Below are 23,670 nucleotides of genomic sequence, written 5' to 3'. Positions count from 1 at the left end.
TGGGTGATCGCGGTGTCAGTGGCGATCGCCGGCGGGCCGCTGGCCACGCTCGCGGGCCTGGCGGGCCCGGATGTGGTCGTGGGAATCCCATTCGGTCCGTCGCCGCGCGCCCCGCTGGGAACCGATTACCTCGGCCGCGACGTGCTCAGCCGCCTCGCCCACGGTGGTTCTGCGCTGGTGCTGGTATCCGCGGCAGCGGCCGTGACGGCCGAGGTGATGGGTGCGGCTGTCGCCCTGTCGCTCTCGTCGTCGAAGACGATCGGGCGATGGGCGGCGCCGGTCGCCCGGGCGACCCTCGACGTCTGTCTGATCGTGCCCCCGACGATCCTGGTGCTGGTGCTCGCGTCGGGCCTGTCGCCCGGGGCGGCGGGGCTGATCGTTCTGATCGCGTTCACCGCCGTCCCCTTCACGTCGCGATACCTCGGAGGCGTAGCGTCATCGGTCGCTTCGCGTGCTCACGTCGAGGTCGCGCGTGCTGCCGGCGACCGACCAGTCGAGCTGGCGCTGTTGGAGATAGCCCCCAATCTCCTCAGGCCCATGATGACCGATCTTGCGCTTCGCTTCATGGGCGCGGTGCAGCTGATTGCTGCGGTCTCGTTCCTCGGCGCATTCACCGGCGAGGGGAACGCCGGCTGGGCTGTCAGCATTCAGCGCAACATCTCGGGAATCATGCTGAACCCGTGGGCTGCGGTCGCTCCCGCCCTCATGATCGCCGCACTCACGGTGCCGCTGGGACTCCTCGCCGACAGGTGGGGGGATAACCGACGATGACGGTTGCGGTCCGGGTGCACGATCTGGCAATTCACACCGCCGAGTCCGATCGCGTGGCGAAGCGGCCCGTGGTCTCGGAACTCTCGTTCACCATCCTCGCCGGGCACACCACAGCGCTGGTCGGCGCCTCAGGGTCGGGCAAGACCACCGCTGCCCTCGCCATGATCGGCCACGTTCGACCCGGCCTGACCCTGACATCGGGTTCGGTGACGGTGCGTTCGGAGTCGACGCCTTCCGTACCCGGACACGAGGTGCCGGTGATCGACGACGGGGTGCTCGCCTCGCCGTCGCTGCTGCGCCACCTTCGTCGCCGGGTAGTTGGCTACGTCGGCCAGGACCCGGGTGCGGCACTGTCGCCGTCGCTCTCGATCCGAACTCTGGTCACCGAGCTCGGCAGTGGGGCCCCGAGGGAGCGGGTGACCAGAGCTCGGGAGCTGTGTCGAGCGCTGGGGCTTGCTTACGACGACTCGTTTCTCGGGCGGCGCCCCCATCAGCTGTCCGGAGGCCAGCGCCGTCGTGTTGCGCTGGCCCGCACGCTCGCAGCCGAACCGTCGGTACTGATCGTCGATGAGCCCACGGCGGGCCTCGACTCCGCGTCCGCCGAACAGGTGCTCACCGAGATGGACCGCCTACGGCGGCTGATCGGACTCACCCTGATTCTCGTGTCCCACGACCAGCACGTGATCTCACGGGCCGATTCAGTACTGGACATCGGCCCGCCCACACACCGGAGAGCAGTGACCGCCGGACCAGTGCGACGGGCGACGGCGGGCAACGGGTCACCGTCGGCACCCGCACTGGAGATCCGCGATCTGCTCGCCTCCCATCCGGGCTCTCCGAAACCGGTATGCGCGGCCGTCACGGCATGTATCGGCGAAGGGTCGGCCCTAGCGCTGACGGGACCGTCAGGCTCGGGCAAGTCCACGATCGCACGGGCAATCACAGGACTACACCGACCCGATTCGGGTTCGGTGCTTCTGAACTCACAGCCTCTGGCTGCGACTGTCGACCGCCGCAGCCGCGCCCAGGCGTGTGCGATAGCGCTCATCCCGCAGGATCCGGCCACCTCCCTGAACCCCGCTGTCACCATAGGGTTCACCCTGCGTCGGGCCGGGCGCCGCCGAGGCAGATCCCTCTCACCCGAGGAATGGCTGCAGACGGTCGACCTCGATCCGACCCTCGCCGGGCGTCGACCCGACTCACTGTCCGGCGGCGAGCGACAGAGGGTGGCGATCGCCCGCGCCCTGGCCGCTCACCCGTCGGTGCTGATCTGCGACGAGGTGACCTCGGCTCTCGACGACGCGGCGCGTGATCACATAGTGGAACTGCTCGGCCGCCTCCAGCACGACCGCGGTGTCGCGCTTCTGGTGATCAGCCACGACCCGGTGGTGACATCGCTGTGCGATGCTCGGCTCGAGCTCGGTCCGAGTGAGGCCACACCTCTCAGCTCAGGTAGGGGCGAGTGAAGTCGTTGACGAAGATGCCCTCCGGGTCGAACGTCCTTGCCAGGCGAGCACTGTCGTCGAATTTCGGGTAGCGAGAGCGCACCACGTCCGGCGAGGCGGTGAACACCTTGCCCCAGTGCGGACGGGCACCGAGTGGCAGGAGACGGTCCTCGATCATCGGGAGAACCCGCGCGACGGCGGCCGTGTCGAGTGTCCAGGTGAAGTGCAGGCCGAGCGTGACGCGCTGATGAGCCGGGCTGAGCCAGAGATCGTCCGCGGCGATGGTGCGCAATTCCGCGACCAGCAGCAGATCCTTCATGTGCGGACCGAGAGCCTGCAGCTCGCTCAGCGCGGTCGACACCTGATCGCGCCCGATCAGGTACTCGCTCTGAATCTCCTGCCCCGCCGAGGGTGTGTGGTCGAGCCGGAAGTGGGGCAGCCGGTCCAGCCAGGGGCCGGGTTTGTCGAGCTGTGCGGTTGCGGCGGCAGGATCCTCACCGAGAACCGGATGACGCGCACCGTCCGCGCGGTGCCCACCGAGCAGCGAGTGCGGCGGAACTGTGTCGATTCCCGGTCGGTACTTCAGCCACACGGTATCGGTGTACTCGCGTCCCCAGCGGTGGAAGACGCTCACGCTGTGGGCACCGGCGAAGACGTCGTCGATGCTCTCGGTGAGCTGGTCGAACGCGATGCCGTCGTAGACGACCTGCGCGATCGAGTAGGTCGGCTCGACCGCCAGCGTCACGTCGACGACGATCCCGAGACTGCCCAGCGCGACCACCGCCCCGGCGAACTCGGACCCGCAACCGGGGCCGCTGCCCGCGGTCGACAGTTCGACGAGGTCACCGGACGCCGTCAGAACGGTCAGCCCACGCACCGACGTGGCCAGGATGCCCAGTCGATCGCCCGAGCCGTGGGTCCCGGTGGAGCAGGCACCGGCCACGCTGATGTGCGGTAGTGAGCCCAGATTGGCCAGCGCACAGCCGTTCTCGTCGAGCCACCGGCCCACCTGGCCGTAGTTGAGGCCACCGGAGACCCGGGCGAGCATTCGATCGGAATCGAGCTCGCGAACCACCGGCAGCGCCGCCGTGGACACCTGCACACCCGCGGTGTCGGCGATGGGGTTGAAGGAGTGCATCGACCCGACCGCCCGCAGCTGTCCGGGCCCGGCCGCGCCGACCACCGTGCGGAGTTCGTCGATCGTGGTCGGCAGCACCCGCTCGCGAGCGGTGAAGGTGTGGTTGCCGCCCCATGTGGAGCCGGCAGGTTCGCGGCGTAGGAGGCCGCTGACGGCAGGCGAGGTCATTGCGTCGACGCTACCTCGCCGCGCGAACCGGCGGCCGGTTGCGGCGGTCGCACCCCCGGGCCAAGCTGTTGCGATGAACCTGTCGGACAGCTGGGTTACCCGGCAGCCGTCGACGGCACGCGTGGGCGCTGCCGAGGCTGTTCTGGCCGACCTGCGTTCGGCCATCGAGTCGGGCGATCTGGAAGTGGGCTCGAGATTGCCCGCCGAGGCCGCCCTCGCCGCCCGATTCGGGGTGAGCCGGTCGGTGATCCGTGAGGCCCTGCGGTCGACCACCACGCTGGGACTGACCGAGACCCACACGGGCAAGGGGACATTCGTGGTGTCGTCGACCGTGGTCGCCGACCCACGATTCGGTTCGCACTCGGTGTCGTCGCTGCGCGAAGCGCGTCCACACATCGAAGTTCCCGCGGCCACACTGGCCGCCGAGCGCCGGACCGCCGACCAGGCCGCGGAGTTGCGGTCGCTGGTGACCACCATGACCAGGGTGTTCGATCCGCACCGGTGGGTGCTGCTGGACGCCGAGTTCCATCTACTCATCGCGCGGTGCAGCGGCAACGACGTCTTCACCGCTGTCATCGGGTCCATTCGCGACGCCCTGTCGCAGCAGTCGGAAATGGTGAACCTGCTGCCCGATCGACGCACGCGCTCGAACGTCGAGCACGCCGCGATCGTTGCGGCCATCGAATCCGGTGACGGCGACGCCGCCGGCGCGGCCATGCGCGCTCATCTGGACCAGGTGCAGGATGCCATCGGGGAACTGCGCGGGCACTGACCTCGTGCCCGCCTTCACCATACCCCCTAGGGGTATGGTGGCGGATGAGGAGGACACCATGACCACCCACACCATCACCGTCGCGGGGATGACCTGCCAGCACTGCGTAACCTCGGTCACCGAGGAACTCACCGCGCTCCCCGGCGTCACCGACGTTCACGTCGATCTCGACTCCGGGGCCGTCGCGATCACCAGTACCGGCCCGCTCGACCCGGCCGCGCTGGCAGGCGCCGTCGATGAAGCCGGGTATCGAATCGCCACACCGTGAGCACGCTCGAGCTGTCGATCGAGGGCATGACCTGCGCGTCGTGCGCCAACCGGATCGAGCGCAAGCTCAACAAGCTCGACGGTGTGCACGCGTCGGTCAACTACGCCACCGAGGTGGCCACCGTGGAGACGGGCACAGCATCGACAGCCGACATCGTGGCCGCCGTCGAGCAGGCCGGCTATGCCGCGCACACCACCGCGTCGGACACCGACGCGGCCGCACATCTGCGACGGCGAGCGGTGGTCACCGCCGCCCTCTCCCTCCCGGTGATCGCGACGGCGATGGTTCCGGCGTGGCAGTTCGACGGGTGGCAGTGGGTCGGGCTCGCGCTCACCACCCCGGTATTCCTCTGGGGTGCTTGGCCTTTCCACCGCGCGGCGTGGACCAACCTGCGCCACGGTGTCGCCACCATGGACAGCCTCGTGTCGATCGGGACGCTCGCCGCATTCGGCTGGTCGCTCTACGCCCTGTTCTTCGGTACTGCGGGGGCGATCGGCATGCGTCACGACTTCGAGTTCGGGGTCGCGCACGCCACCGGCTCGACGTACTTCGAGGCCGTGGCCGGCATCGTGACGTTCGTCCTCGTGGGCCGTTACATCGAGGCCAGGGCCAAGCGCGACGCGGGAGCCTCGCTCCGCGCGCTGTCCGCCCTCGCCGTCTCCGAGGTCACGGTGATCCGCGACGGCGCGCAGACCGTCGTTCCCATCGGCGCCCTGCGGGTGGGAGACACTTTTCTCACTCGGCCGGGTGAACGAATCGCCACCGACGGGCAGGTGATCCGCGGGTCGAGCGCCGTGGACGTCTCGATGATCACCGGCGAGTCCGTACCGGCCGAGGTGGGCCCCGGCGATCAGGTCACCGGCTCGTCGGTGGTGATCGACGGCCATCTCACGGTGCGGGCCGGCGCCGTGGGCGCGGACACCGCCCTGGCCTGGATCACCCGTCGAGTCCACCAGGCCCAGTCCGGCAAGGCCGCCGCCCAGAAGCTTGCAGACCGCATCGCCGGGGTGTTCGTCCCGGTGGTCCTGCTGCTGTCGGTGGGCACCTTCGCCGCGTGGCTGCTGCTCGGAGGTTCCGCGTCGTCCGCCGCCATCGCTGCGGTGGCGGTGCTCATCATCGCGTGCCCGTGTGCGCTGGGCCTGGCCACTCCGACCGCTCTGCTGGTGGGCACCGGACGGGGCGCGGAACTGGGGATCCTCATCACCGGTCCGCAGGTGCTCGAGTCCGCCCGCCGCATCGACACCGTGATTCTGGACAAGACGGGCACCATCACCACTGGTCGAATGACGTTGCTGGAGAACGTGGGACCCGAACCGGACGAGGTGCTGCGCCTCGCCGCTGCGGTGGAGCAGCGGTCGGAGCACCCCATCGCCCGAGCGGTAGTCGCCGCGGCACACGAGCGGCTCGTCGTGGTACCGGACGTGGAGCAGTTCCGCGCTCTCCCCGGCCTCGGTGCAGTGGGGACGGTCGACGGCGTCGAGGTGATGGTCGCTCGCGTGGATGCGGCGCCGGTTCCGAACGCGTACGCGCGGGCGGTGACCTCGGCCGCCGAGAGCGGACGAACGGCGGTCGCGGTGTCGTTCGGTGGCCGGGTTCGCGGAATCCTCGTCGTGGCGGACACCGTTCGGGACACGTCGGCCCACGCCGTCGCAGGGTTGCGGGACCTCGGCCTCGAGGTCGTGATGCTCACCGGCGACACCGAGGTCGCGGCGCGCACCGTCGGCCGACAGGTGGGTATCGACACGGTCATCGGCGGCGTCAGTCCCGAGGGCAAGGTTGCCGCGGTGACTAATCTGCGCGCGCAGGGGCGACGTGTGGCGATGGCGGGCGACGGCATCAACGATGCGGCGGCGCTGGCAGTGGCAGACCTGGGGATCGCTCTCGGCTCGGGCACCTCGGTGGCGATGGCGGCGTCGGACATCACGGTGATGCGCGGCGACCTCATCGGCGTGGTCGACGCGATCCGCCTGTCCCGCAGAACATTACGGACCATCGAGTCGAATCTGTTCTGGGCATTCGCCTACAACGTGGCCGCCATCCCGGTGGCAGCGGTCGGGCTGCTCACCCCCATGTTGGCGGGAGCTGCCATGGCGCTGTCGTCGGTGTTCGTGGTCCTCAACAGTCTTCGTCTGCGCCGATTCCGGGCGTAGCCGAGCGCCGAAGGATCCACGCAGGACTTTCGATTCTTACAGTACGGGCGTACGGTAATGAGGATTCGAAAGGACCTGCCCATGTGGAACCCGACCGACTACCTCACCTACGCCGACGAGCGCACCCGCCCGTTCGTCGAGCTCACCGCCCGAATTCGCGCCGCCGATCCCCGGCGCGTCGTCGATCTCGGCTGCGGGCCCGGCAACGCCACCGCGACGTTGGCCCAGCGCTGGCCGCGCGCGGTACTCGAGGCGTCGGACTCGTCCCCCGAGATGGTTGCGGCCGCGCGCGCGGCCGGCGTGCCCGCCACCCTCCTCGACCTGCGGGACTGGGTTCCGTCGGCCGATACCGACGTCGTGATCTCCAACGCCACCCTGCAGTGGGTCGACGACCATCGGGACGTGCTGCGACGATGGCCGTCCCAGCTGCCGTCGGGCGCGGAGATCGCCGTGCAGATGCCCGGCAACTTCGATGCGCCCTCCCATCGGATCATCCGTGCGCTCGCCGAGTCGGCGCCGTGGCGCGCGCGACTGGACGGCGTGAGACTGCGCGGCCCGGAGGCAGTCGATGATCCGGCCGCCTACGCGGACCTGCTCGCAGCGCAGGGCTGCACCGTCGACGCGTGGGAGAGCACGTACGTGCAGGTGCTCAGCGGCGACGATCCCGTGCTCGACTGGGTGTCGGGAACCGCTCTGACACCGGTGTTCGACGTCCTCGACCCCGCCGGTCGCGAAGAGTTCCGCCAGGACCTGAGGCCGCTGCTGGACGCCGCCTACCCGCGCCGGTCCGACGGGACGACGTTCTTCGAATTCCGCCGCGTCTTCGCCATCGCACGGGTGCGGTGAAACCCCGCACGGGTGCAGTGAACAGGGCTCGGTGACGGGGGGCGCCCGCAGTGACAGGATCGAAGGATGAGTACCGAATCGCGTTTCCCCGTCCTCGACCTGACCCCCGACCAACTGCTCACCACCACGCGCACGGTGCGCAAGCGTCTCGACCTCACGCGCGAGGTCCCGCTCGAGTTGGTCACCGAATGCATAGAGGTGGCACTGCAGGCACCCTCGGGATCGAACGCTCAGGGCTGGCATTGGGTCGTGGTCACCGACGCCGACAAGCGAGCGCGGATCGGCGAGATCTACGCGCAGTGCTTCGCCGAATACCGCACGTCGAGCTACGCCGCGGCGAACCTCCACGCCGACGACCCGGAGCGGGCCGCCGTGCAGACCCGCGTGGGTGACAGCGCCGACTGGCTGGCCGAGAACTTCGCCCGCGTGCCCGTGATGGTGATCGCCTGCATAGCCGGGCCGAAGCAACTCCCCGCCGGCAACCAGGCGAGCATCTGGGGCTCGCTGCTGCCGGCGGTGTGGAGCTACGCGCTCGCTGCTCGTGCGCGCGGGCTCGGTACCGCATGGACCACCGTGCACACCATGCGCGAGCAAGAGGTGGCCGACCTGCTGGGCATTCCCGAGGGCATCCACCAGGGTGCGCTGATCCCCACGGCGTACTTCACCGGTGAGACCTTCAAGCCGGCCCGCCGGGCACCGCTGGAGACTGTGCTGCACGTCGACCGGTGGTGAGCGCTGCGGTGGATATCGACCGCTGGCGCTCGCGACTGCCCGTCCGACGCGGTGACGGCGAAATCGTCGGATGGACAATCGGTTACGAGAACATCGTTGATGTGGTCAACCCTGTCGGGCATGTGCTCGCCCGCGATGTGGACGTGGTCGATGCCACCGCGGTGGCCCGTGCTCGCGGACTCGCGTCGTTGGCGGAGAACTACTGGGCGCTCGCGCCCTCGAGTCTGGAGTCGGGCACCGACCTGCGCCGGCCTCGGCCCGACTGGCGTTGGCGCCGAATGACGATGACGCAGCTCGACGACACGAGAGTGTGGGTGCGACCGGCCTATCCGGGATACGCCGAGCGCCTGGTGGAGGTGGCGGTGCCCCTGCCCGCGGACGATGTCCTGGTACCTCACCCGGCGGAACCGGCCGAGTAGTGCGGGCAGGGGCACCCTTGCTCACCCGGTCGAGGACGTCGCGTCGACACGCGTTCGCGTGCGCACCCCGAGCAGGGCGTCGACCACGAGGAACGCCACGAGGGTGATGCCGAGCAGCGGCGCGAACCACCCCACGACGACGGCGCCGACAACCAACGCGAGCAACGTCACCGGCTGGATCCGCCGCCACGTGCCGCGGGCCGGCGGCCGAGGCCAGTCCGACGATCCGGCGCGGGTGGGCCGCCGCTTCCACCACATCATGTATCCCCGAACGATCACCACGACCAGTCCGAGAGCCACTGCTGCCAAGGCGATCTGACTGACCAACCCGAACAGCACACCCATGTGCAGCTGGATTCCCCACGCCGTGAGTTTCGCGGCGATCGGCCAGTCGGCGAACCACGTGACATCGGTGACCTTCTGGTTGACCCCGTCGATGGCGACGGTGTTGTTCGACATCACCCACGGCGCACGCGTCTGAGCGACGGTGAAGGCGGTGGTGGCCTTCGACGGGATGCTGACCTCCACCTTGCCTTCGATACCCGCCGAACGGGCAACTGCCAGAACGGAATCGATGCGCTCGACATTTGCGTCGAGCAGCTGTGGACCGGCGTCGGTCGAGCCCGCCTCGATTTTCCTGTCCACGCTCGGGGTGGTCCAGCTCAGCGAGGTGCGCAGATCGGAGATGTTCTCTCCGGCGTACGTCGACCAGGTCAGGCCGGTGGCAGAGAGGAACACCAGCGCCGCGGTGATCCAGATACCGGTGACCCCGTGCCAGCCCAGGCTTCGCGTCCGCCCACTCGAGGCGCGATCCATCGTGAGCAACCGGGCGCTGGCGACCGTTCGGTAGCGGCGCACCCAGAGGTAGAGCCCACCGAGGGCCACTACCCACAGCCACGATGCGGCCAGCTCGCTGTAGAGCCGGCCGGGCTCACCGAGGTGCAGGTTCCGGTGCAGCTGGGAGATCCAGGTGCGTACCGGAAGCGCCTCGCTGCTGCCGTAGGCCACCAGCTCGCCCTTCGGGGTCGCGGTGACGGGATCGACGAACACAGCTCGTCGTTCGGACTCGCCGAGGGTGGGGTCGGCGAAGAAGACGCGGGTGGTCTCACCGCCGTCGACCGCGGGGCGCACTGCGGTGACGGTCAACTCGGGCAGGGTGGCGCGGGCAGCGCGGACCTGGTCGGCGACCGGGCGGGCCGGACCGGTGGAATCGGTGGTGAGCACGTCGGAGTAGACGAACTTCTCGATGGTGGGTGCGACGGCGTAGAGGCCGCCGCTGATGGCCGCGATCAGGATGAAGGGGGCCACCAGCAGTCCGGCGTAGAAGTGCAGCCGGTACATCAGGGGACGGGCGGTGCGGGGCGCGGAGTCGGGAATGCTCTCCGACACAGCCCTTTCGAGCTCTGGTGTGGACATGACGAAACCTCGATGGAGTTCTTCCCGCATGGCGACATGGCCGTGCGCGCGGATGGATGACTGGGTGCGGTGAGGTCAGACCGCACGCGGTGGGCCGCGCGTTCCCGCGGCGGCGAGGTGGAGCAGGCGCGGGCTCAGCGTGACCGCTGACGCGGGGCGCGGACGCCACACGCGCGTGCGAACCGGCCCGGCGATGAGCACCACCACGGTGCGGATCACGGCCAGCGCGCGCAAGCAGGCCCGTTCCGAGGCCATCACCAGTGCCGTGCAGACGACGGCGGCAACGGCGTGTGAGGCGAGCATGTGCGGAGTGAGGTGGTGGTGCCACGGCATCGCGGAACCGACCGTCAGTGCGCCATGGGCGATGACCTGAGCGCTCGCGAGCGCCACCAGCAGGGCGATCGCAGAGCGAGCCGCCGAGCGTGGTTCGGTGGTGCGACCCCTGGTCGCGCAGAGGGTGCCCACTGCAGTGCACCCGAGAAGCAACAGAACCAGCGAGGATTCGCTTACTCCGCCACCACCGATACCGTGGGCCGCGACGGCGACCGCTCCGGACAGTGCGCCGACAGCCCCGCCGCGCAGGTGCGCGAGCAGGTCGCCGCGGGAGTTCACAGGCGAACCCTAACGCGTCGAGGGGAAATGTCCGATTCGCCGAACATTGCATACCCCCTGGGGTATGTGGCACACTGGGGTCATGATTCTCGAGCAGTACTACATCGAGTGCCTGTCCCACGCGTCGTATCTCATCGGTGACGAGAGCACCGGTCGGGCTGTCGTGGTCGACCCTCGGCGCGACGTGGCCGAGTACCTGACCGAGGCGTCGGCCCGCGGACTCACGATCGAAGGAGTGGTCAACACCCACTTCCACGCGGACTTCGTCTCCGGCCACCTCGAGCTCGCCGAGGCCACCGGGGCATGGATCGGGTACGGAGCCGCCGCCGTCACCGAATACCCGATTCGACGCTTGAGCGCGGGCGAGCGGCTGAGCCTCGGCACGGTCGAGATCGAGATCCTGGAGACCCCCGGCCACACCTGGGAGTCCATCAGCCTGCTGGTACGCGAGCGTCCCGGCGCCGTGCCCGCCGCAGTCCTCACCGGCGACTCGCTGTTCATCGGAGACGTCGGCCGTCCCGACCTGGCGAACCTCGGAGACGGGTCGACCGCAGACCTGGCTCGCGCGATGCATCGAACCCTGCACGAGGTACTGCTGACCCTCCCCGACGAGGTGGTCGTCATGCCCGCACACGGCGCCGGGTCGTCCTGCGGGAAGAATCTGTCCACCGAGCTCACCAGCACCATCGGCGAGCAGCGACGCACAAACCCGTCGGCCCAACCGATGAGTGCCGAGGACTTCGTTGCGCTGGTCACCGACCGGCAACCGGCGGCACCGGCATACTTCTCCGACGCGGTGGCCCGGAACAGGTCGCAGCGTGCGACGTACCGCGCGGATCGACCGACGCCCGCCCTCACGCCGCTGCAGATTCTCGCGGAGATGGCCGACGGTGCCGTGGTCCTCGACACCCGGTGCCCGGAAGACTTCGCCGCCGGGCACCTCATCGGTTCCATCAACGTGGGGTTCGACGGCCGGTTCGCCGAGACCGGCGGTATGGTCGCCGCAGTCGACGATCGGATCGTGGTGCTCACCGATCCCGGGGACGAACAGGACGCCGCGATGCGACTGGCCCGAATCGGCTACGACAACGTGGTCGGCTACCTCACGATCGGCGGACAGTTCCCCGCCGAACTGGCCGATCGGGTGGTCGCTGCCCCGCGCACCAGCGTCGAATCGCTGCGCGCGCGCCTGGACAGGGTGACGGTGATCGACATCCGGAACCCCGGCGAACTCGATGTCGGGGAGATCCCGGGCTCGATGAAACTTCCTCTCGCACAGCTGCGTACGCACCTGGACGCGATACCCACCGACCGCCCGATCGTGGTGCACTGCGCGGGCGGATGGCGCTCGTCGGTCGCGGCCTCACTCCTGCGCGCCAAAGGCTTCACCGACGTCAGTGATCTGGACGGCGGCTTCGCCGCCTGGATGACCACACCCTGAGATGGAAGGATCCTCATCATGTGCTACCCAGTTCCCTGCCCCACCTGCAACAAGACGACCTGGGACGGCTGCGGTCAGCATGCCGAGCAGGTCATGGCCTCGATTCCCCCCGCCGGCAGATGCACCTGCGGTGAGTCGACGGCCAGGTGATCGTCACCGGCGCCTTCTTCGCCGAGTACGCGCGCGTGAGCAACGACATGGTCGATGTGATCGGCGGCGTATGGGACACCTGCACGGTGTCCGCATCCGAACCGGTGCTGCAGTGTCACCTGGTGGCCCTTCTCCAGTGTGGACCCGACGACCTCGACCGTGACGCCGAGGCGGTGCTGGAGGTGATGGACCCGACCGGTCGGCGGGTGGTCCATCAGCGCGGACTGCCCGTGCCCGGCGTCGGGCTCACCGGGGAGAACCGCGTGTGGGTGCTGCCGATGCAGATGCAGTGCACGTCGGCGGGCCGGCACAGCTTCATTCTCGATGTCGACGGTTCGCAGATCAGCGTGCCGCTGACGATTCGCTTCGCCTGATATACCCAGCGGGGTATTGTGACGTTCGTGGATCCGGACCACACACTCTCGGAAGGACACACCATGGTCGGCGACGACGACAGCATTGCCCTTGTTCTCAACCGCCTCAGGCGCGCCCACGGACAGCTCGCCGGGGTGATCTCCATGATCGAGCAGGGCCGCGAGTGCAAGGACGTGGTGACCCAGCTCGCCGCAGTCTCCCGCGCCCTCGACCGTGCTGGATTCAAGATCGTTGCCACGGGCCTGCGTGAGTGCCTGGCCGGCGACACCGACAGCGGCAAGCAACCGATGACCGAGGCCGAGCTCGAGAAGCTCTTCCTCGCCCTCGCCTGAAAGGCACGCGACATGCAGATCGCCCTCTCGACCACCCTCACCACCGATTTCGACGACGCCGTCGCTCGCACCCGAGACGCACTGGCACAGCAGGGTTTCGGTGTCCTCACCGAGATCGACATGCAGGCAACCATGAAGGCCAAGCTCGGGGAGGAGATGGAGCAGTACCTGATCCTGGGCGCCTGTAATCCCCCACTCGCACACCGCGCCGTGGGTGTCGACCGCCAGATCGGGCTCCTGCTGCCCTGCAACGTGGTGGTGCGCGCGGACGCATCGGCACCCGGCTCGGTGATCGTCGACGCGATGAACCCCGCCATCATGGTCGCCGTCACCGATTCCCCCGAACTGGCCGACGTCGCCGCCGACGCGACCACGCGACTGCAGGCGGCCATCGAAGCTCTCGCCACCCAGAACTGACGAGCGCGCAGCCCACGTGGTCATCGCACTCGCCCTGGCTTTCGGTATCGCCATCGGCGTCCTGCTCGGCCTTCTCGGCGGCGGTGGTTCGATCCTCGCCGTCCCAGCCCTGGTGTACGGGCTGGGCCTCGAGTTCACCGAGGCAGTTCCGGTGTCGCTGATCGTGGTAGCCGCCGCGTCCGCCGTCGGCGCGGTACCCAGGATCCGTGCGGGACGCGTGCAGTGGCGCCTCGCGGCCATCTTCTCCATAGTCGGGATCCCCGCAACGTTCCTCGGGGCGATGGTCGGTCGGGCGCTCCCGCATCCGGTGTTGATGATCGGGTTCGCCGCCGTCATGATCGCTGCCGGTGCACGCATGCTCACCGAGCGTGGTGACGTCGGAACAGCCTGCGCAACAGCGCAAGCGGGCGTGAACTGGCGGCGCTGCGTACCGCGCTCGGTTGCCGCAGGACTTTTCGTCGGTGTCCTCACCGGACTGTTCGGGGTCGGCGGCGGCTTCCTGATCGTGCCCGCCCTGGTACTCATGCTCGGCATCGAGATGCCTGTCGCGGTGGGTACGTCATTGGTGATCATCGTCGTCAACTCCGTGACCGGCCTCGCTTCGCACCTCGGCGGTGGCATCGACTGGTCGATAACCCTCGCCTTCGCGGGCGCGGCGATCGTGGCCTCGTTGCTCGCGGGACGTCTCGGGGCGAATATCGACACCGGACGCCTGCAGCGATGGTTCGCAGTGTTGGTCTTCGCGGTCGCTCTCTATGTGATCGTGGCAACCGCGGCCGGACTGTGACGCGCCCGCGAGGTCACCGCCCCGACCAGAGTTAGCCGCCGACCTTCAGCCGACCGCGGGACTCTCGGCGTCCCGGGCGCGGACCAGCTCGTCCACCGCCTCGTACGAGCGACGGATCATGCGGCCGTAGTCGTCGTCACCGAGTTGATCCAGGCGGTCGCGGGCGTGCGCGAGCTGCTCGGCCGACGTCTCGAACGAACCGAGGCGTCGGAGGTTGTCCGCCAAGTTCAGGTGCAGCGACGGGTAGAAGGCGGCCACCTGCATCCCGGCGTGGTGGTCGTCCGCACGATCCTGCGTCACCGCGTCGGCGGCGTCGAGCGCACGCACGTCCCAGATCAGTGCCTGCGCCGGGTCCGCCGGGTACAGGTAGTGCGCCACGGAGCATCGGTGCAGCCCGTCGCCGGTCACGCCGATCTCATCCCACAGCGCGTGCAGCAGACGACGGGCGGACTCGACGTCGCCGTTGCGCCCGGCTGTCACCGCTTCGGCCATGGCCTCCATGATCGGGTCGGTCACCGATGGTCCTCTCGTCGATTCGTTGTGCGGTCACCACGCCCGAGTGCCGACCGCGGATCCTCGTTCACGGAGCCTTCTCGCGGGAGGCGCACACCGAAGAAGCGGCTGAGGGGACTGCCCGCGAACTCGCCGTACGGCTCGACCCTGTCGTAGCCCCTGGCCTCGTACAGCGCGATGGCCTCGGGCTGGCGGGTGCCGGTCTCGAGGACGATCTCGGCGATGCCGCACTCGGCAGCCCGCCGCTCGAGGGCGTCGAGCAGCATGGCGGCGATCCCACGACGACGCCCGGTCGCGGCCACATAGAGCCGCTTGATCTCACCGCGCCCATCCGACAGACGATGCAGCGCAACACATCCCGTGGGTTCGTCGTCCATCGTGGCCACCCAGTACTCGGAATTGGGTACGGCCGGTTCCGGGTCGTAGTCGGGGTAGCGGCCCCGCAGTTCGGCGACGGCGTCCACGAGGAGAGCCGCCAGCACCGGATCGTGCGGGTCGGCGACCGCGCGCACGTGCACACTGCTCACACGGTCACGTTACCGAGACCGCGGGCACCCCGCGCAGCCGCACGCACCACCAATCGCAGGTGCGCCGAGCAATTCCGAGTGCGCTCGGGTTCAGCCGGCCCGCAACCGTACGGGCTCGCGTCGAGCCGCCACCAAATCGCCGCGCGGTGCGTCCGCGAAGTCGAGTGTCTCGCTCATCGCGTCGACCTCCACGTCCCGCTCGCGGGAGCGCTGCACGAAGCTGGAGGCGAACTCGGCCTCGCTCGCCCAGCGCCCGGTGATGATGCGCTCGCGATGGCACTCAACGCCCTCGAGCACCGCGGTGGCGACGGACGGGAGCTCGGTGCCGGTCAGGCTCGGGAACACGGTGTGTACCGACACACCGCTTCCCTCGAGTTCAGCGGCCACGGATTCACCGAATCCACGGACCGCAAATTTCGCTGCGCTGTAGTCCGAGTGGTTCGCCGTGCCCACCAGGCCGTGGATGCTGGCGACGTTCACGATGACGCCGCGTCCGACCGCGAGCATCTGCGGCAAGTACGCCTGGGTTCCGTGAACGACGCTCATGACGTTCTTCCGGAACAGGCGTTCGTAGGACGCCGGATCCACCTCCCACACGGGCGCATTCATCCCGCGCGCGCACATGTTGTTGATCACCAGATCGGCCCCACCGAGCTCGGTGTCGACCCGAGTTGCGAAGGCGCGCACTGCAGTACGGTCGCTCACGTCGAACGATTCGACGATCAGGTCGACGCTGTCGGACATCACCGACACCGTGTCGGCCAGGGCTGTCGGTGACTGGTCGTGCAGCGCCAGGATCGCGCCCCTACGTCCCAGTTGAAGTGCGAGCGCACGCCCGAGGCCGGACCCTGCTCGGGTGATGACCGCAACTTTGCCTGCGTATGTCATCGGACCCCCTTGGCTGAGGATGTTTCGTGAACTTCGGATTGCCCGAAACTTCGTCGTTCAAACCTTCAACGACGGCGGATTCGTCCGAGTTCCCCCGCGCCGAACGGCAACGATCGACATCCGCACCACCGAACAGCGGCGGTCAGCTCGCACGCAGGCGCAGCAGACCGTGGTCGACACCGAGAAGCTGTGAGTCGACACCGTCCAGAACGGCTGTCGCGACGGCTGCCAACTCGGTGCCCGCGGAGCCGGGGAACACGGTGTGCACCGAGACCCCCGTGCCCTCCAGTTCGGCCGCCAAGGACTCGCCGAAGCCGCGCACGGCGAATTCTGCTGCGCTGCAATCGGACTGATAGGCAGACCCGACCAGCCCGTTGATGCCGGCCACGTTCACGATCACACCGCTACCTGCGGCGAGCATCTGCGGGAGGTACGCCTGGGTGCTGTGAACCACACCCATGACGTTGTGCTGGAAAGCTCGTGCGTAGGAGTGCGGATGCGCCTCCCACACGGGGGCGAGAGTACTGCGGACGCCCAGGTCGTTGATCACCAGATCAGCACCACCCAGCTCATCCTCGACACGGGAAGCAAAGGCGCGTACTGCTTTTCGATCACACGTATCGAACGTGTCCATCAACATGTCGACACTGTCCGAGATCACGGACACCGTATCCGCCAACGCGCGCGGGCACTCGTCGTGCAGCGCGAGGACGGCACCTCGGCGGCCGAGCTGAAGCGCGAGTGCGCGGCCCAGTCCGGAGCCTGCTCGGGTGATCACTGCAACTCTGCCCGCGTACAACATGAACGGCCTCCTTGGCGTGAGGAATGCTTCGGGGGAACAGATTTCCCCCGAACTTCGGTCGTCACAGGAGTTAACGGTCAGCAGCTCCCCCGAGTTCCCGATCCACCTCCCACGGTAGCGACGAGTTCGAGCACGCCACCGTCGTTATCCGGGCGATACTTCTCGTGACATCCGACGCCTTCACGTCGGTCTGCGCACGTCGATAGGGGTATCCCATGACCCGACGCATCGGTCTGCTGGTGTTCGACGAGGTCGAAGTTCTCGATGCCTGTGGCCCGTTCGAAGTGTTCTCGGTATCCAACCGTTACGACTGATGGACTACCCACGGCAGCCCGACCGCTGAACACCAGCGGCCGGGCTGCGGTGACGAAGACTCAGGCGTTCTGCGTTGCGAGAGTGGGGTAGTCGGTGTATCCCTGCGGACCGGCGGAATACAGGGTGGACTGATCGAGGGTGGCCAGCTCGGCGCCCTGCCGAAGGCGCTCCACCAGGTCCGGGTTCGAGATGTACCAGCGGCCGACGGTCACCGCGGCGGCAGTGCCGTCGGCGACGAGACCCTCGAGCTGCGCGAAGTCGGACTCGATCGCGAAGCCGGTATTGAGCACCAGCGGCGCCGTGATGGCGGGCCGCAGTGTTGCCAGCACCGGATCGGTCGGCTCGATCAGAAGGTGCACGTATGCCAGGTTCAGGTCGGCGATGGCGCCGAGCACCTCGAGATGCGCGGGCACCGGGTCGCTCTCGTGCATGCCGTTGGCTCCGTGTCCCGGGCTGAAGCGGATACCGACACGGTCGGCGCCGATCTCGTCGACCACGGCACGGACCACCTCGACGACGAAACGAGCGCGGTTCTCGGGGCTACCGCCGTAGGCGTCGGTGCGCTGGTTGCTGTCGTCACCGAGGAACTCGTGCAGCAGGTATCCGTTGGCGCTGTGGATCTCCACACCGTCGACTCCGGCGTCCACCGCGCGCCGCGCCGAGGTGCGGAAGGTGTCGACGATGTCGGTGATCTCGTCGGTGGTCAGCTCGCGCGGAGTCACCAGCGGCTGCTTTCCCTCGGGAGTGTGCGCGTACCCCTCCGCGGCGATGGGTGACGGCGCGACGGGGTCGGCCCCCAGGCCGGGGTGGCCGATTCGGCCGACGTGCCAGAGTTGGACGAAGATCTGCCCGCCACCATCGTGGACGGCGGCGGCGATCTCGCCCCACTTGCGCTGCTGGGCATCGGTGTGCAGGCCGGGGGTGCAGTGGTAGGCGCCACCGGCGGTGGCACTGACCTGCGTGGCCTCAGAGATGACGAGCCCGGCGCCGGCGCGCTGACGGTAGTACTCGACCTGCAGGTCGGTGGGGGTGCCGTCGGCTTCGGCCCGCGAACGCGTGAGCGGTGCCATGAAGATGCGGTGGGGGGTGTGGACGACCCCGGAATCGAACGGTGCGAGCAAGGGTGAGTCTGAATCGAGTGAATAGGTCATGATCATCAAGGACGCCTGCGGACCGTGATCTATTCCGACCGTTCGCTGGCGCAACGATGTGGGAGACTGCCGAGCAGCACCTGATAGCCGAGAAGGGACCATCGTGGGCAGACAGTCGACGAACGTTCTCGGCCACGTCGCCGACCTCCTGGCGCGCGTCGACACCGTGGTCACCCAGCCTGAACGTGCGGTGGTCGCGCATCTGGGAGACAGGCTCACGGCGCCGCTGACCGTCGCCCTTGCCGGACGGGTGAGCTCCGGGAAGTCGACACTGGTCAACGCACTCGTCGGCACATCCGTGGCCGCCACGGACGCGCGCGAGTGCACACAGGTGGCCTGCCTCTACGAGTACGGGATGCCCGAACGTACCGACGTGGTGGGCCTCGACGGGGTACGCACCACGGTGTACGGCACCGACCTCGGGCGCCCGCCGACGGAGATCGATCACACCGTCACCCACACACCGCAGCTCCACCTGCGGGAGCGATTCCGAGTCATCGACACCCCGGGGCTCTCCAGCCATGGTGAGCAGACGGAGACGGCCACGCGGCGCGCCCTGATCGACCCGACCACCCTTCCCGACGCCGAGGTTCTTCTGTTCCTCGTGGTCGGCGGGCACTTGCGGACCGACGAGATCGAATTCCTGCGGTCCGCCGGTGCGAGCAGACTGAACACGATCGTGGTTCTCGCCCGCGCGGACACTGCCGGCGAGTCGATGGCCGACGACCCGTTCGCGCAGGCCGCCCGTCGCGGGGCGCGGCTCGAACACGAACATCCAACGCTCTTCGTCCGAGCCCAACCGGTCGCCGGACTCATGGCCCAAGCCGCCGAAACCGGTGTGCGCGAAACGGATGCAGCCCTGCTGCGCAGGTACCACGATTGGGACACGGACGACCTGACTCTCGCACTGTTCGCCGGAGAGGAACCCGAGCTTGCGGAACTGGTCGGGGTGCTTGGCGAGTACGCGGTGGTGCACGGCCGCGCCCACGCCTCGGGAGCAGTCGAGTTGACCCGGTGGCTGCACCGTACGTCGGGTCTCGGCGACCTGCGAGCGGCCATCGATGCGGTCGCCCGCAGCAGCGGGCGCCTTCTCACAGCCCGTGCGGTCATGGCGGCACTACGACGGTGGTCTGTGACGTCCCCCAGCCGACCGGCAGTGGCGACCCTCCTCGAGGAGTACGACTCTCATCCGGCTCTGCACGGGGTGCGCGAACTCACTGCCCTGCGCACGCTCATTCGCTACGCGCCCGACAGCTCACTCATCGCCGAGCTCGAGCACGCTCTCCGAGCAGAGAGCAGCGAAGCCCTCCTGCGTGGAACACCTGCGTTGCAGCGCATCTCGCAGTTCCGCGGGCAGCGCGCTGCAACGCACTCCAGCGCCGAGCGCGATGCGCTTGCCGTGCTCGAACGAACCTATCGCCTTGCACTGCAGGGGGCGTCGTGACCAGTCTCGACACGGCGACCAACGCACTCGACGACGCCATCGCCATGCTCCGCCGCAACAAGGCCGACGCCGTCGCCGACACCATCACCGACATCGCCGGGTCCACGCCACCCTCGCGCACCGTGGTGGTGGTCGGTGAGATCAAGCGCGGCAAGTCCTCCCTCGTCAATTCACTTCTCGGACAGCCAGGACTCGCCCGGGTCGACTCCGAGATTTCGACGTCGACCCAGGTTCGCTACACCCCGCCGACCGCCGACTTCCCCTCGGGCGCAGCGAGATTGATCCTGCCGAGCCGCGATCCCCATCCGGTGGACGACGTGCAGGAATGGATTGCCCTCGACGGCGCGCATACCGACACCGCCATCGACGGCGTATTGCCGGCCGGCGCCGAAGTGGCCGTGGCGTCGACCTTTCTGCCGAGAACCACGATCGTCGACACCCCCGGGGTCAACGGCCTCGATCCACAGCACGTCCTGACCGCCACCGCCGCTACCGACGGCGCCTGTGCGGTGGTGATGGTGTGCGATGCACTCTCACCGATCAGCAGTACCGAACTCGCCTTCCTCACCGCGGTCGCCGGCAGCGTGACCGCCGTGACAGTGGTGGTGACCAAGACCGATCGTGCGATGGCCGACTGGAAAGTGGTGGTGGAGGAGAACCGGGCAATCCTGCGGGCGCATGCACGCGAACTCGCGGATGTCGCTGTGGTGGGGGTGTCGAATCTGTTCGCGCTCAAGGCCTTGGGCCAGCCGGACCCCACCCGTGCGGACAAACTTCTGGATGCCTCCGGGGTGCCGGAGCTGGTACGACTGCTGACGCACTCGGTGGAGGACCCCGCACGGGTGGTCCGGCGCAATGCGGTGCACTGCGCGAGCACCGCCCTGACCTCCTTGCGACGGCAGATCGTGCGCACACACCGCTCCATCACGGAGGCGCCGACCGTGCAGGCGACGATGGAGGCGGAGAACGCGCGTCTGACCGGGCTGCGTGCCACCCAGAAGGACTGGGGGGTGCGGCTCGCGCAACGCCTCGGCGCGGTGGCGATCGAGAACGACACCGCCCTGCGTCGACGGATGGACGAGTTGCGCCACCGGTGGGAGGACACGATCGAGTCCGTCGGGACACTCGACATAGCCCGTCGCGCATCGGATCTCGTGGCAGACATGGTCTTGCAGATCGAGGCTGTCACCGTCGAGACCGCGGCCGATCTGCGCCGTGAGCTCACGACAGTTGCTGTCGAGCTGCTTGCCGATGCGAGCGTGCTCGACGCCGAGCTCGGCTCCACCCTGGACGGACTCGACAGCGTCTACCTGCGGGCACCCCGCGAATACCGTAAGTGGAAGGGATTCTTCGACCCCCAGATCATCACGATGGCAATGGCGGGTGGATCGTTGGGGTCGCTGGCGGGTTCCGTGGCGTCGGCGTCGGCGCTCGGAGCTGTCGCCCCGATCATCCTGCCCGTCGCCATTCCGGCGTGGGCAGCCTTCGCCATGAGCTTCCGCGCCAAACGCATCGGGAAGCAGAACCTGATCAAGTGGCTCGCAGACACCTCACGCCAGGCGCAGGAAGATCTGGTGGTCGCCATTCGAACGGTGAACAACAATTTCGCCACAGAACTGCGACTGACGTACTCGCGTCAACTCGACGCGGCAATTTCGCAGACGCAGAAGGTGATCGAGGAGTGCCGCGCTCAGGCGAAGATCGACGCCGAGTCCAAAGCGAAGTCCCTCGCGGCGTTGGCGTCGCGGGCAAAAGAGATCGACGCGATCCAGGTCAGGCTGCGCGCTGACCCTGCAGTCGCCGGAGCTCCGATCACAGAGCCTGCACCATGAGGAAGTCCAGAGCGTCCGCGGGAGTTTTCGCGGCGGTGGAGTACGTGATCGAGATGACCACCGGGCTGCTCGATTTCGACTCCCACATCCGATTCAATCCCGCCCGGGGACCGGACATCGACCAGATGATGGTGCCCAGGCTGTCGTCCGATCTCGTGGAATTCGGGTCGGGGAAGGCAGCGGTGTCACCCGAGGTGAATCCGAAGCGCTCACCGGTGAGCACGGTCGCCGCGAATTGGTAGAGGTCCACCTGGTAGAACGGCTCGGCCTCGAACGATCCCGGTACGCAACTGACTCCGGTGATGGCACCGATCTTGGCCGAGTCCGTCGATACCTCGCACTTGGACGCGGTCCGCACGACCAGCGGGATTCGACTCAGGAGCCGGCACTCGGTGCCCGACCCCGCGATCGCGTCGACCTCGCACTGGGTGAGGTCGACGGCTTGCCCCGACCCTGCGCCGGTGCCCGACGAGGTCGAGCCGACCGTCGTGGTGGCTCCAACACCGTTGGTGGCCGTCACGCTGCCACCGGAGTTGCCCGAGCGATCGACGAGAACTCCGATGCCGACCAGCAGAACCACCGCCGCAACAACCGCACCGATCACCAGCGGCAGACGGTTACGGGTCGGGTTGGGCCCGGACCGTGACAGCCCGGGTGGCGGCGGTGGAAGCGGCCGGGTGGGCAGGGGTTGTGCGGGCAGGGGCTGCTCTGGTGGTGGCTGCGGGGGCGATGTTAGTGGGGGTCTCGGGCCTGAGGTGAGCGCGCCGAGAACGACCACGGTCTTCGGATCACCCAGTGTCGCAATCGGTCCTACATCGGCGAGCCGTGAATGGACGAGCGGGATCTGGGAGGACCCACCCACGAGGTAGACCGTCGAGACCGGGCGCCGCTCCGCCCGATCCGCGGCGGCCACAACTGCCCTGGTCAGAGAGACGCATCGGTCGATGTCCGCAGCGACGAGACCGTCGAACTCGCCCCGTGTGAGCTGAGCGGTGACGCCCTGTGGAAGCTGAATCTGGGCACGGGAGGCAGAGGACAGCGTCTCCTTCGCCGCTCGCACCCGCGTCACGAGCTCGAGTTGCCCACGGGCCGTATTCAGTTCGGCGAGTACCTCGGGCGCGTGGTCGCGGGCGTAGGCGGTGGCCCAGTCCATGATCCGGACATCGAGGTCGTTGCCACCGAGCCCGTCCACGCCGTCCGATGCAACGACCACGTACTGTCCCGAGTCCATTCGATCGAGAACGGCGACGTCGCAGGTTCCCGCGCCGAAGTCGAAGACGCAGATGCGCGCGCCCGCCGAGACGTCCCGCGAACCCGAGTAGAACGCCGCCGCAGCCTGCGCCTCGGTGATCAGTCGTAGGCGTTCACGCGGAACACCGGCGAGCGTTGCCGCCTCGACCAGTCGTCCTCGTCGAACCCCCGCCCAGGCGTCGGGATGCGAGAGCACCACCTCCTCGAACCCCCCGCCCACCACTGCCGTCGCCGCCCGCAGGACCTGTCGCAACACCGCCGCCACCACCGCGGAGCTCTCCCACAGACGGCCGCCGAGCACAGCGTCGGGGTCGGTGAGCAGCGACTTCGGGTTGGCCTCGAACGACCCCGGATCGGATGAGGCGAGGTTGACCGCAGCGCTGCCGACCACCCACTCGGAGCCGTCGACGAACACCGCGGATGGCATCAGCGCGGAGGTCGACGAGAGTCGGACCTCGCGCAGCACCCCGGCACCGTCCACCACGGCCGCGGCAGTGTTGGTGGTGCCGAAATCGATGCTCAGGCGCGCCACACACTCACCTCCGTGTCCCGCATTCGCGTGAGTCGACGATACCTGTGCCGACTGCCTCCGCACCTGACCTCCAGCGGCGTGCTCCCACCGCTGAGTTGTGTACCCAATATGACCGCTGAGTTGTGTACCCAATGTGACATTTGGTCAGCCCACGTGACCAAGTGTCACATTGGGTA

General features: G+C 68.3%; 24 protein-coding genes. 15 read left to right on the top strand and 9 right to left on the bottom strand.

Going from position 1 to position 23,670, the window contains the following annotated elements; translation table 11 throughout:
* Positions 1-3: 3 nt before the first annotated feature.
* Positions 4-771 carry an ABC transporter permease gene (locus ACY48E_RS05715; RefSeq protein WP_462871141.1) on the top strand — a complete coding sequence of 256 codons (768 nt, stop codon included), beginning with the start codon at positions 4-6 and terminating at the stop codon, positions 769-771.
* Positions 768-2,237 carry an ABC transporter ATP-binding protein gene (locus ACY48E_RS05710; protein ID WP_462871140.1) on the top strand — a complete coding sequence of 490 codons (1,470 nt, stop codon included), beginning with the start codon at positions 768-770 and terminating at the stop codon, positions 2,235-2,237. The genes ACY48E_RS05715 and ACY48E_RS05710 overlap by 4 nt, the downstream gene beginning before the upstream one ends.
* Here the strand turns inward: ACY48E_RS05710 and ACY48E_RS05705 are convergent.
* Entirely contained in the window at positions 2,215-3,522 is a 1,308-nt protein-coding gene (locus ACY48E_RS05705; RefSeq protein WP_462871139.1) for an FAD-binding protein, read from the bottom strand. The two genes, ACY48E_RS05710 and ACY48E_RS05705, sit on opposite strands and share 23 nt — an antisense overlap.
* Before the next feature lie 73 nt (positions 3,523-3,595).
* Between ACY48E_RS05705 and ACY48E_RS05700 the strand changes: the two genes are divergently transcribed.
* The 6 genes from ACY48E_RS05700 to ACY48E_RS05675 all read left to right on the top strand — a co-directional run bounded on the left by ACY48E_RS05700 (position 3,596) and on the right by ACY48E_RS05675 (position 8,709).
* Positions 3,596-4,294, top strand: coding sequence for a FadR/GntR family transcriptional regulator (locus ACY48E_RS05700; protein ID WP_462871138.1), 699 nt, complete (start codon positions 3,596-3,598; stop codon positions 4,292-4,294).
* A gap of 58 nt (positions 4,295-4,352) precedes the next feature.
* On the top strand, positions 4,353-4,562 hold the full coding sequence (locus tag ACY48E_RS05695) for a heavy-metal-associated domain-containing protein (RefSeq protein ID WP_462871137.1): 210 nt from the start codon (positions 4,353-4,355) through the stop codon (positions 4,560-4,562).
* Positions 4,559-6,712: a heavy metal translocating P-type ATPase gene (locus ACY48E_RS05690; RefSeq protein WP_462871136.1), complete on the top strand. Its 2,154-nt coding sequence runs from the start codon at positions 4,559-4,561 to the stop codon at positions 6,710-6,712. The genes ACY48E_RS05695 and ACY48E_RS05690 overlap by 4 nt, the downstream gene beginning before the upstream one ends.
* 81 nt (positions 6,713-6,793) lie before the next feature.
* A complete protein-coding gene (locus ACY48E_RS05685; RefSeq protein ID WP_462871235.1) occupies positions 6,794-7,558 on the top strand; it encodes a trans-aconitate 2-methyltransferase in 765 nt (254 codons plus the stop codon).
* A 66-nt stretch (positions 7,559-7,624) separates the two neighbouring features.
* Positions 7,625-8,290: a nitroreductase family protein gene (locus ACY48E_RS05680; protein WP_462871135.1), complete on the top strand. Its 666-nt coding sequence runs from the start codon at positions 7,625-7,627 to the stop codon at positions 8,288-8,290.
* Positions 8,287-8,709: a hypothetical protein gene (locus ACY48E_RS05675; RefSeq protein ID WP_462871134.1), complete on the top strand. Its 423-nt coding sequence runs from the start codon at positions 8,287-8,289 to the stop codon at positions 8,707-8,709. The genes ACY48E_RS05680 and ACY48E_RS05675 overlap by 4 nt, the downstream gene beginning before the upstream one ends.
* 21 nt (positions 8,710-8,730) lie before the next feature.
* Here the strand turns inward: ACY48E_RS05675 and ACY48E_RS05670 are convergent, their stop codons facing one another.
* Positions 8,731-10,125 (bottom strand): PepSY-associated TM helix domain-containing protein, encoded by a 1,395-nt coding sequence (locus tag ACY48E_RS05670; RefSeq protein WP_462871133.1) that lies wholly within the window; start codon positions 10,123-10,125, stop codon positions 8,731-8,733.
* 75 nt (positions 10,126-10,200) lie between these two features.
* A complete protein-coding gene (locus ACY48E_RS05665; RefSeq protein ID WP_462871132.1) occupies positions 10,201-10,737 on the bottom strand; it encodes a hypothetical protein in 537 nt (178 codons plus the stop codon).
* An 82-nt stretch (positions 10,738-10,819) separates the two neighbouring features.
* On the opposite strand from ACY48E_RS05665, the gene ACY48E_RS05660 reads away from it, so the two are divergent.
* From ACY48E_RS05660 to ACY48E_RS05640, 5 genes are all read left to right on the top strand, one after another.
* Positions 10,820-12,178, top strand: coding sequence for a rhodanese-like domain-containing protein (locus tag ACY48E_RS05660; RefSeq protein ID WP_462871131.1), 1,359 nt, complete (start codon positions 10,820-10,822; stop codon positions 12,176-12,178).
* A gap of 146 nt (positions 12,179-12,324) precedes the next feature.
* On the top strand, positions 12,325-12,702 hold the full coding sequence (locus ACY48E_RS05655) for a DUF6941 family protein (protein WP_462871130.1): 378 nt from the start codon (positions 12,325-12,327) through the stop codon (positions 12,700-12,702).
* Positions 12,703-12,765: 63 nt separating this feature from the next.
* On the top strand, positions 12,766-13,035 hold the full coding sequence (locus ACY48E_RS05650; protein ID WP_462871234.1) for a metal-sensitive transcriptional regulator: 270 nt from the start codon (positions 12,766-12,768) through the stop codon (positions 13,033-13,035).
* 12 nt (positions 13,036-13,047) lie between these two features.
* Complete coding sequence (locus ACY48E_RS05645) at positions 13,048-13,452, top strand: DUF302 domain-containing protein (protein WP_462871129.1); 405 nt, start codon at positions 13,048-13,050, stop codon at positions 13,450-13,452.
* Between the two features lie 16 nt (positions 13,453-13,468).
* Positions 13,469-14,239 carry a sulfite exporter TauE/SafE family protein gene (locus ACY48E_RS05640; RefSeq protein ID WP_462871128.1) on the top strand — a complete coding sequence of 257 codons (771 nt, stop codon included), beginning with the start codon at positions 13,469-13,471 and terminating at the stop codon, positions 14,237-14,239.
* A gap of 45 nt (positions 14,240-14,284) precedes the next feature.
* On the opposite strand, the gene ACY48E_RS05635 is transcribed toward ACY48E_RS05640, so the two are convergent.
* The 5 genes from ACY48E_RS05635 to ACY48E_RS05615 all read right to left on the bottom strand — a co-directional run bounded on the left by ACY48E_RS05635 (position 14,285) and on the right by ACY48E_RS05615 (position 18,435).
* Positions 14,285-14,755, bottom strand: a complete 471-nt coding sequence (locus ACY48E_RS05635; RefSeq protein ID WP_462871127.1) for a hypothetical protein — start codon at positions 14,753-14,755, stop codon at positions 14,285-14,287.
* A complete protein-coding gene (locus ACY48E_RS05630) occupies positions 14,752-15,279 on the bottom strand; it encodes a GNAT family N-acetyltransferase (protein WP_462871126.1) in 528 nt (175 codons plus the stop codon). The genes ACY48E_RS05635 and ACY48E_RS05630 overlap by 4 nt, the downstream gene beginning before the upstream one ends.
* A gap of 90 nt (positions 15,280-15,369) precedes the next feature.
* Positions 15,370-16,167, bottom strand: a complete 798-nt coding sequence (locus tag ACY48E_RS05625; protein ID WP_462871125.1) for an SDR family NAD(P)-dependent oxidoreductase — start codon at positions 16,165-16,167, stop codon at positions 15,370-15,372.
* Between the two features lie 142 nt (positions 16,168-16,309).
* Complete coding sequence (locus ACY48E_RS05620; protein WP_462871124.1) at positions 16,310-16,969, bottom strand: SDR family NAD(P)-dependent oxidoreductase; 660 nt, start codon at positions 16,967-16,969, stop codon at positions 16,310-16,312.
* Between the two features lie 374 nt (positions 16,970-17,343).
* Positions 17,344-18,435 carry an alkene reductase gene (locus tag ACY48E_RS05615; protein WP_462871233.1) on the bottom strand — a complete coding sequence of 364 codons (1,092 nt, stop codon included), beginning with the start codon at positions 18,433-18,435 and terminating at the stop codon, positions 17,344-17,346.
* Between the two features lie 103 nt (positions 18,436-18,538).
* Between ACY48E_RS05615 and ACY48E_RS05610 the strand changes: the two genes are divergently transcribed.
* Together ACY48E_RS05610 and ACY48E_RS05605 are read left to right on the top strand one after the other, a co-directional pair.
* Positions 18,539-19,879 carry a GTPase gene (locus ACY48E_RS05610; RefSeq protein ID WP_462871123.1) on the top strand — a complete coding sequence of 447 codons (1,341 nt, stop codon included), beginning with the start codon at positions 18,539-18,541 and terminating at the stop codon, positions 19,877-19,879.
* Positions 19,876-21,711 carry a dynamin family protein gene (locus tag ACY48E_RS05605; RefSeq protein WP_462871122.1) on the top strand — a complete coding sequence of 612 codons (1,836 nt, stop codon included), beginning with the start codon at positions 19,876-19,878 and terminating at the stop codon, positions 21,709-21,711. The genes ACY48E_RS05610 and ACY48E_RS05605 overlap by 4 nt, the downstream gene beginning before the upstream one ends.
* Here the strand turns inward: ACY48E_RS05605 and ACY48E_RS05600 are convergent.
* A complete protein-coding gene (locus ACY48E_RS05600; RefSeq protein WP_462871121.1) occupies positions 21,692-23,494 on the bottom strand; it encodes an Hsp70 family protein in 1,803 nt (600 codons plus the stop codon). The genes ACY48E_RS05605 and ACY48E_RS05600 overlap by 20 nt on opposite strands.
* Positions 23,495-23,670: the final 176 nt, after the last annotated feature.

The sequence above is a fragment of the Rhodococcus sp. AZ1 genome (assembly GCF_054979605.1).
The sequence above is the reverse complement of the archived record's forward strand: the minus strand, read 5'-3'. Positions and strand labels throughout refer to the sequence as shown.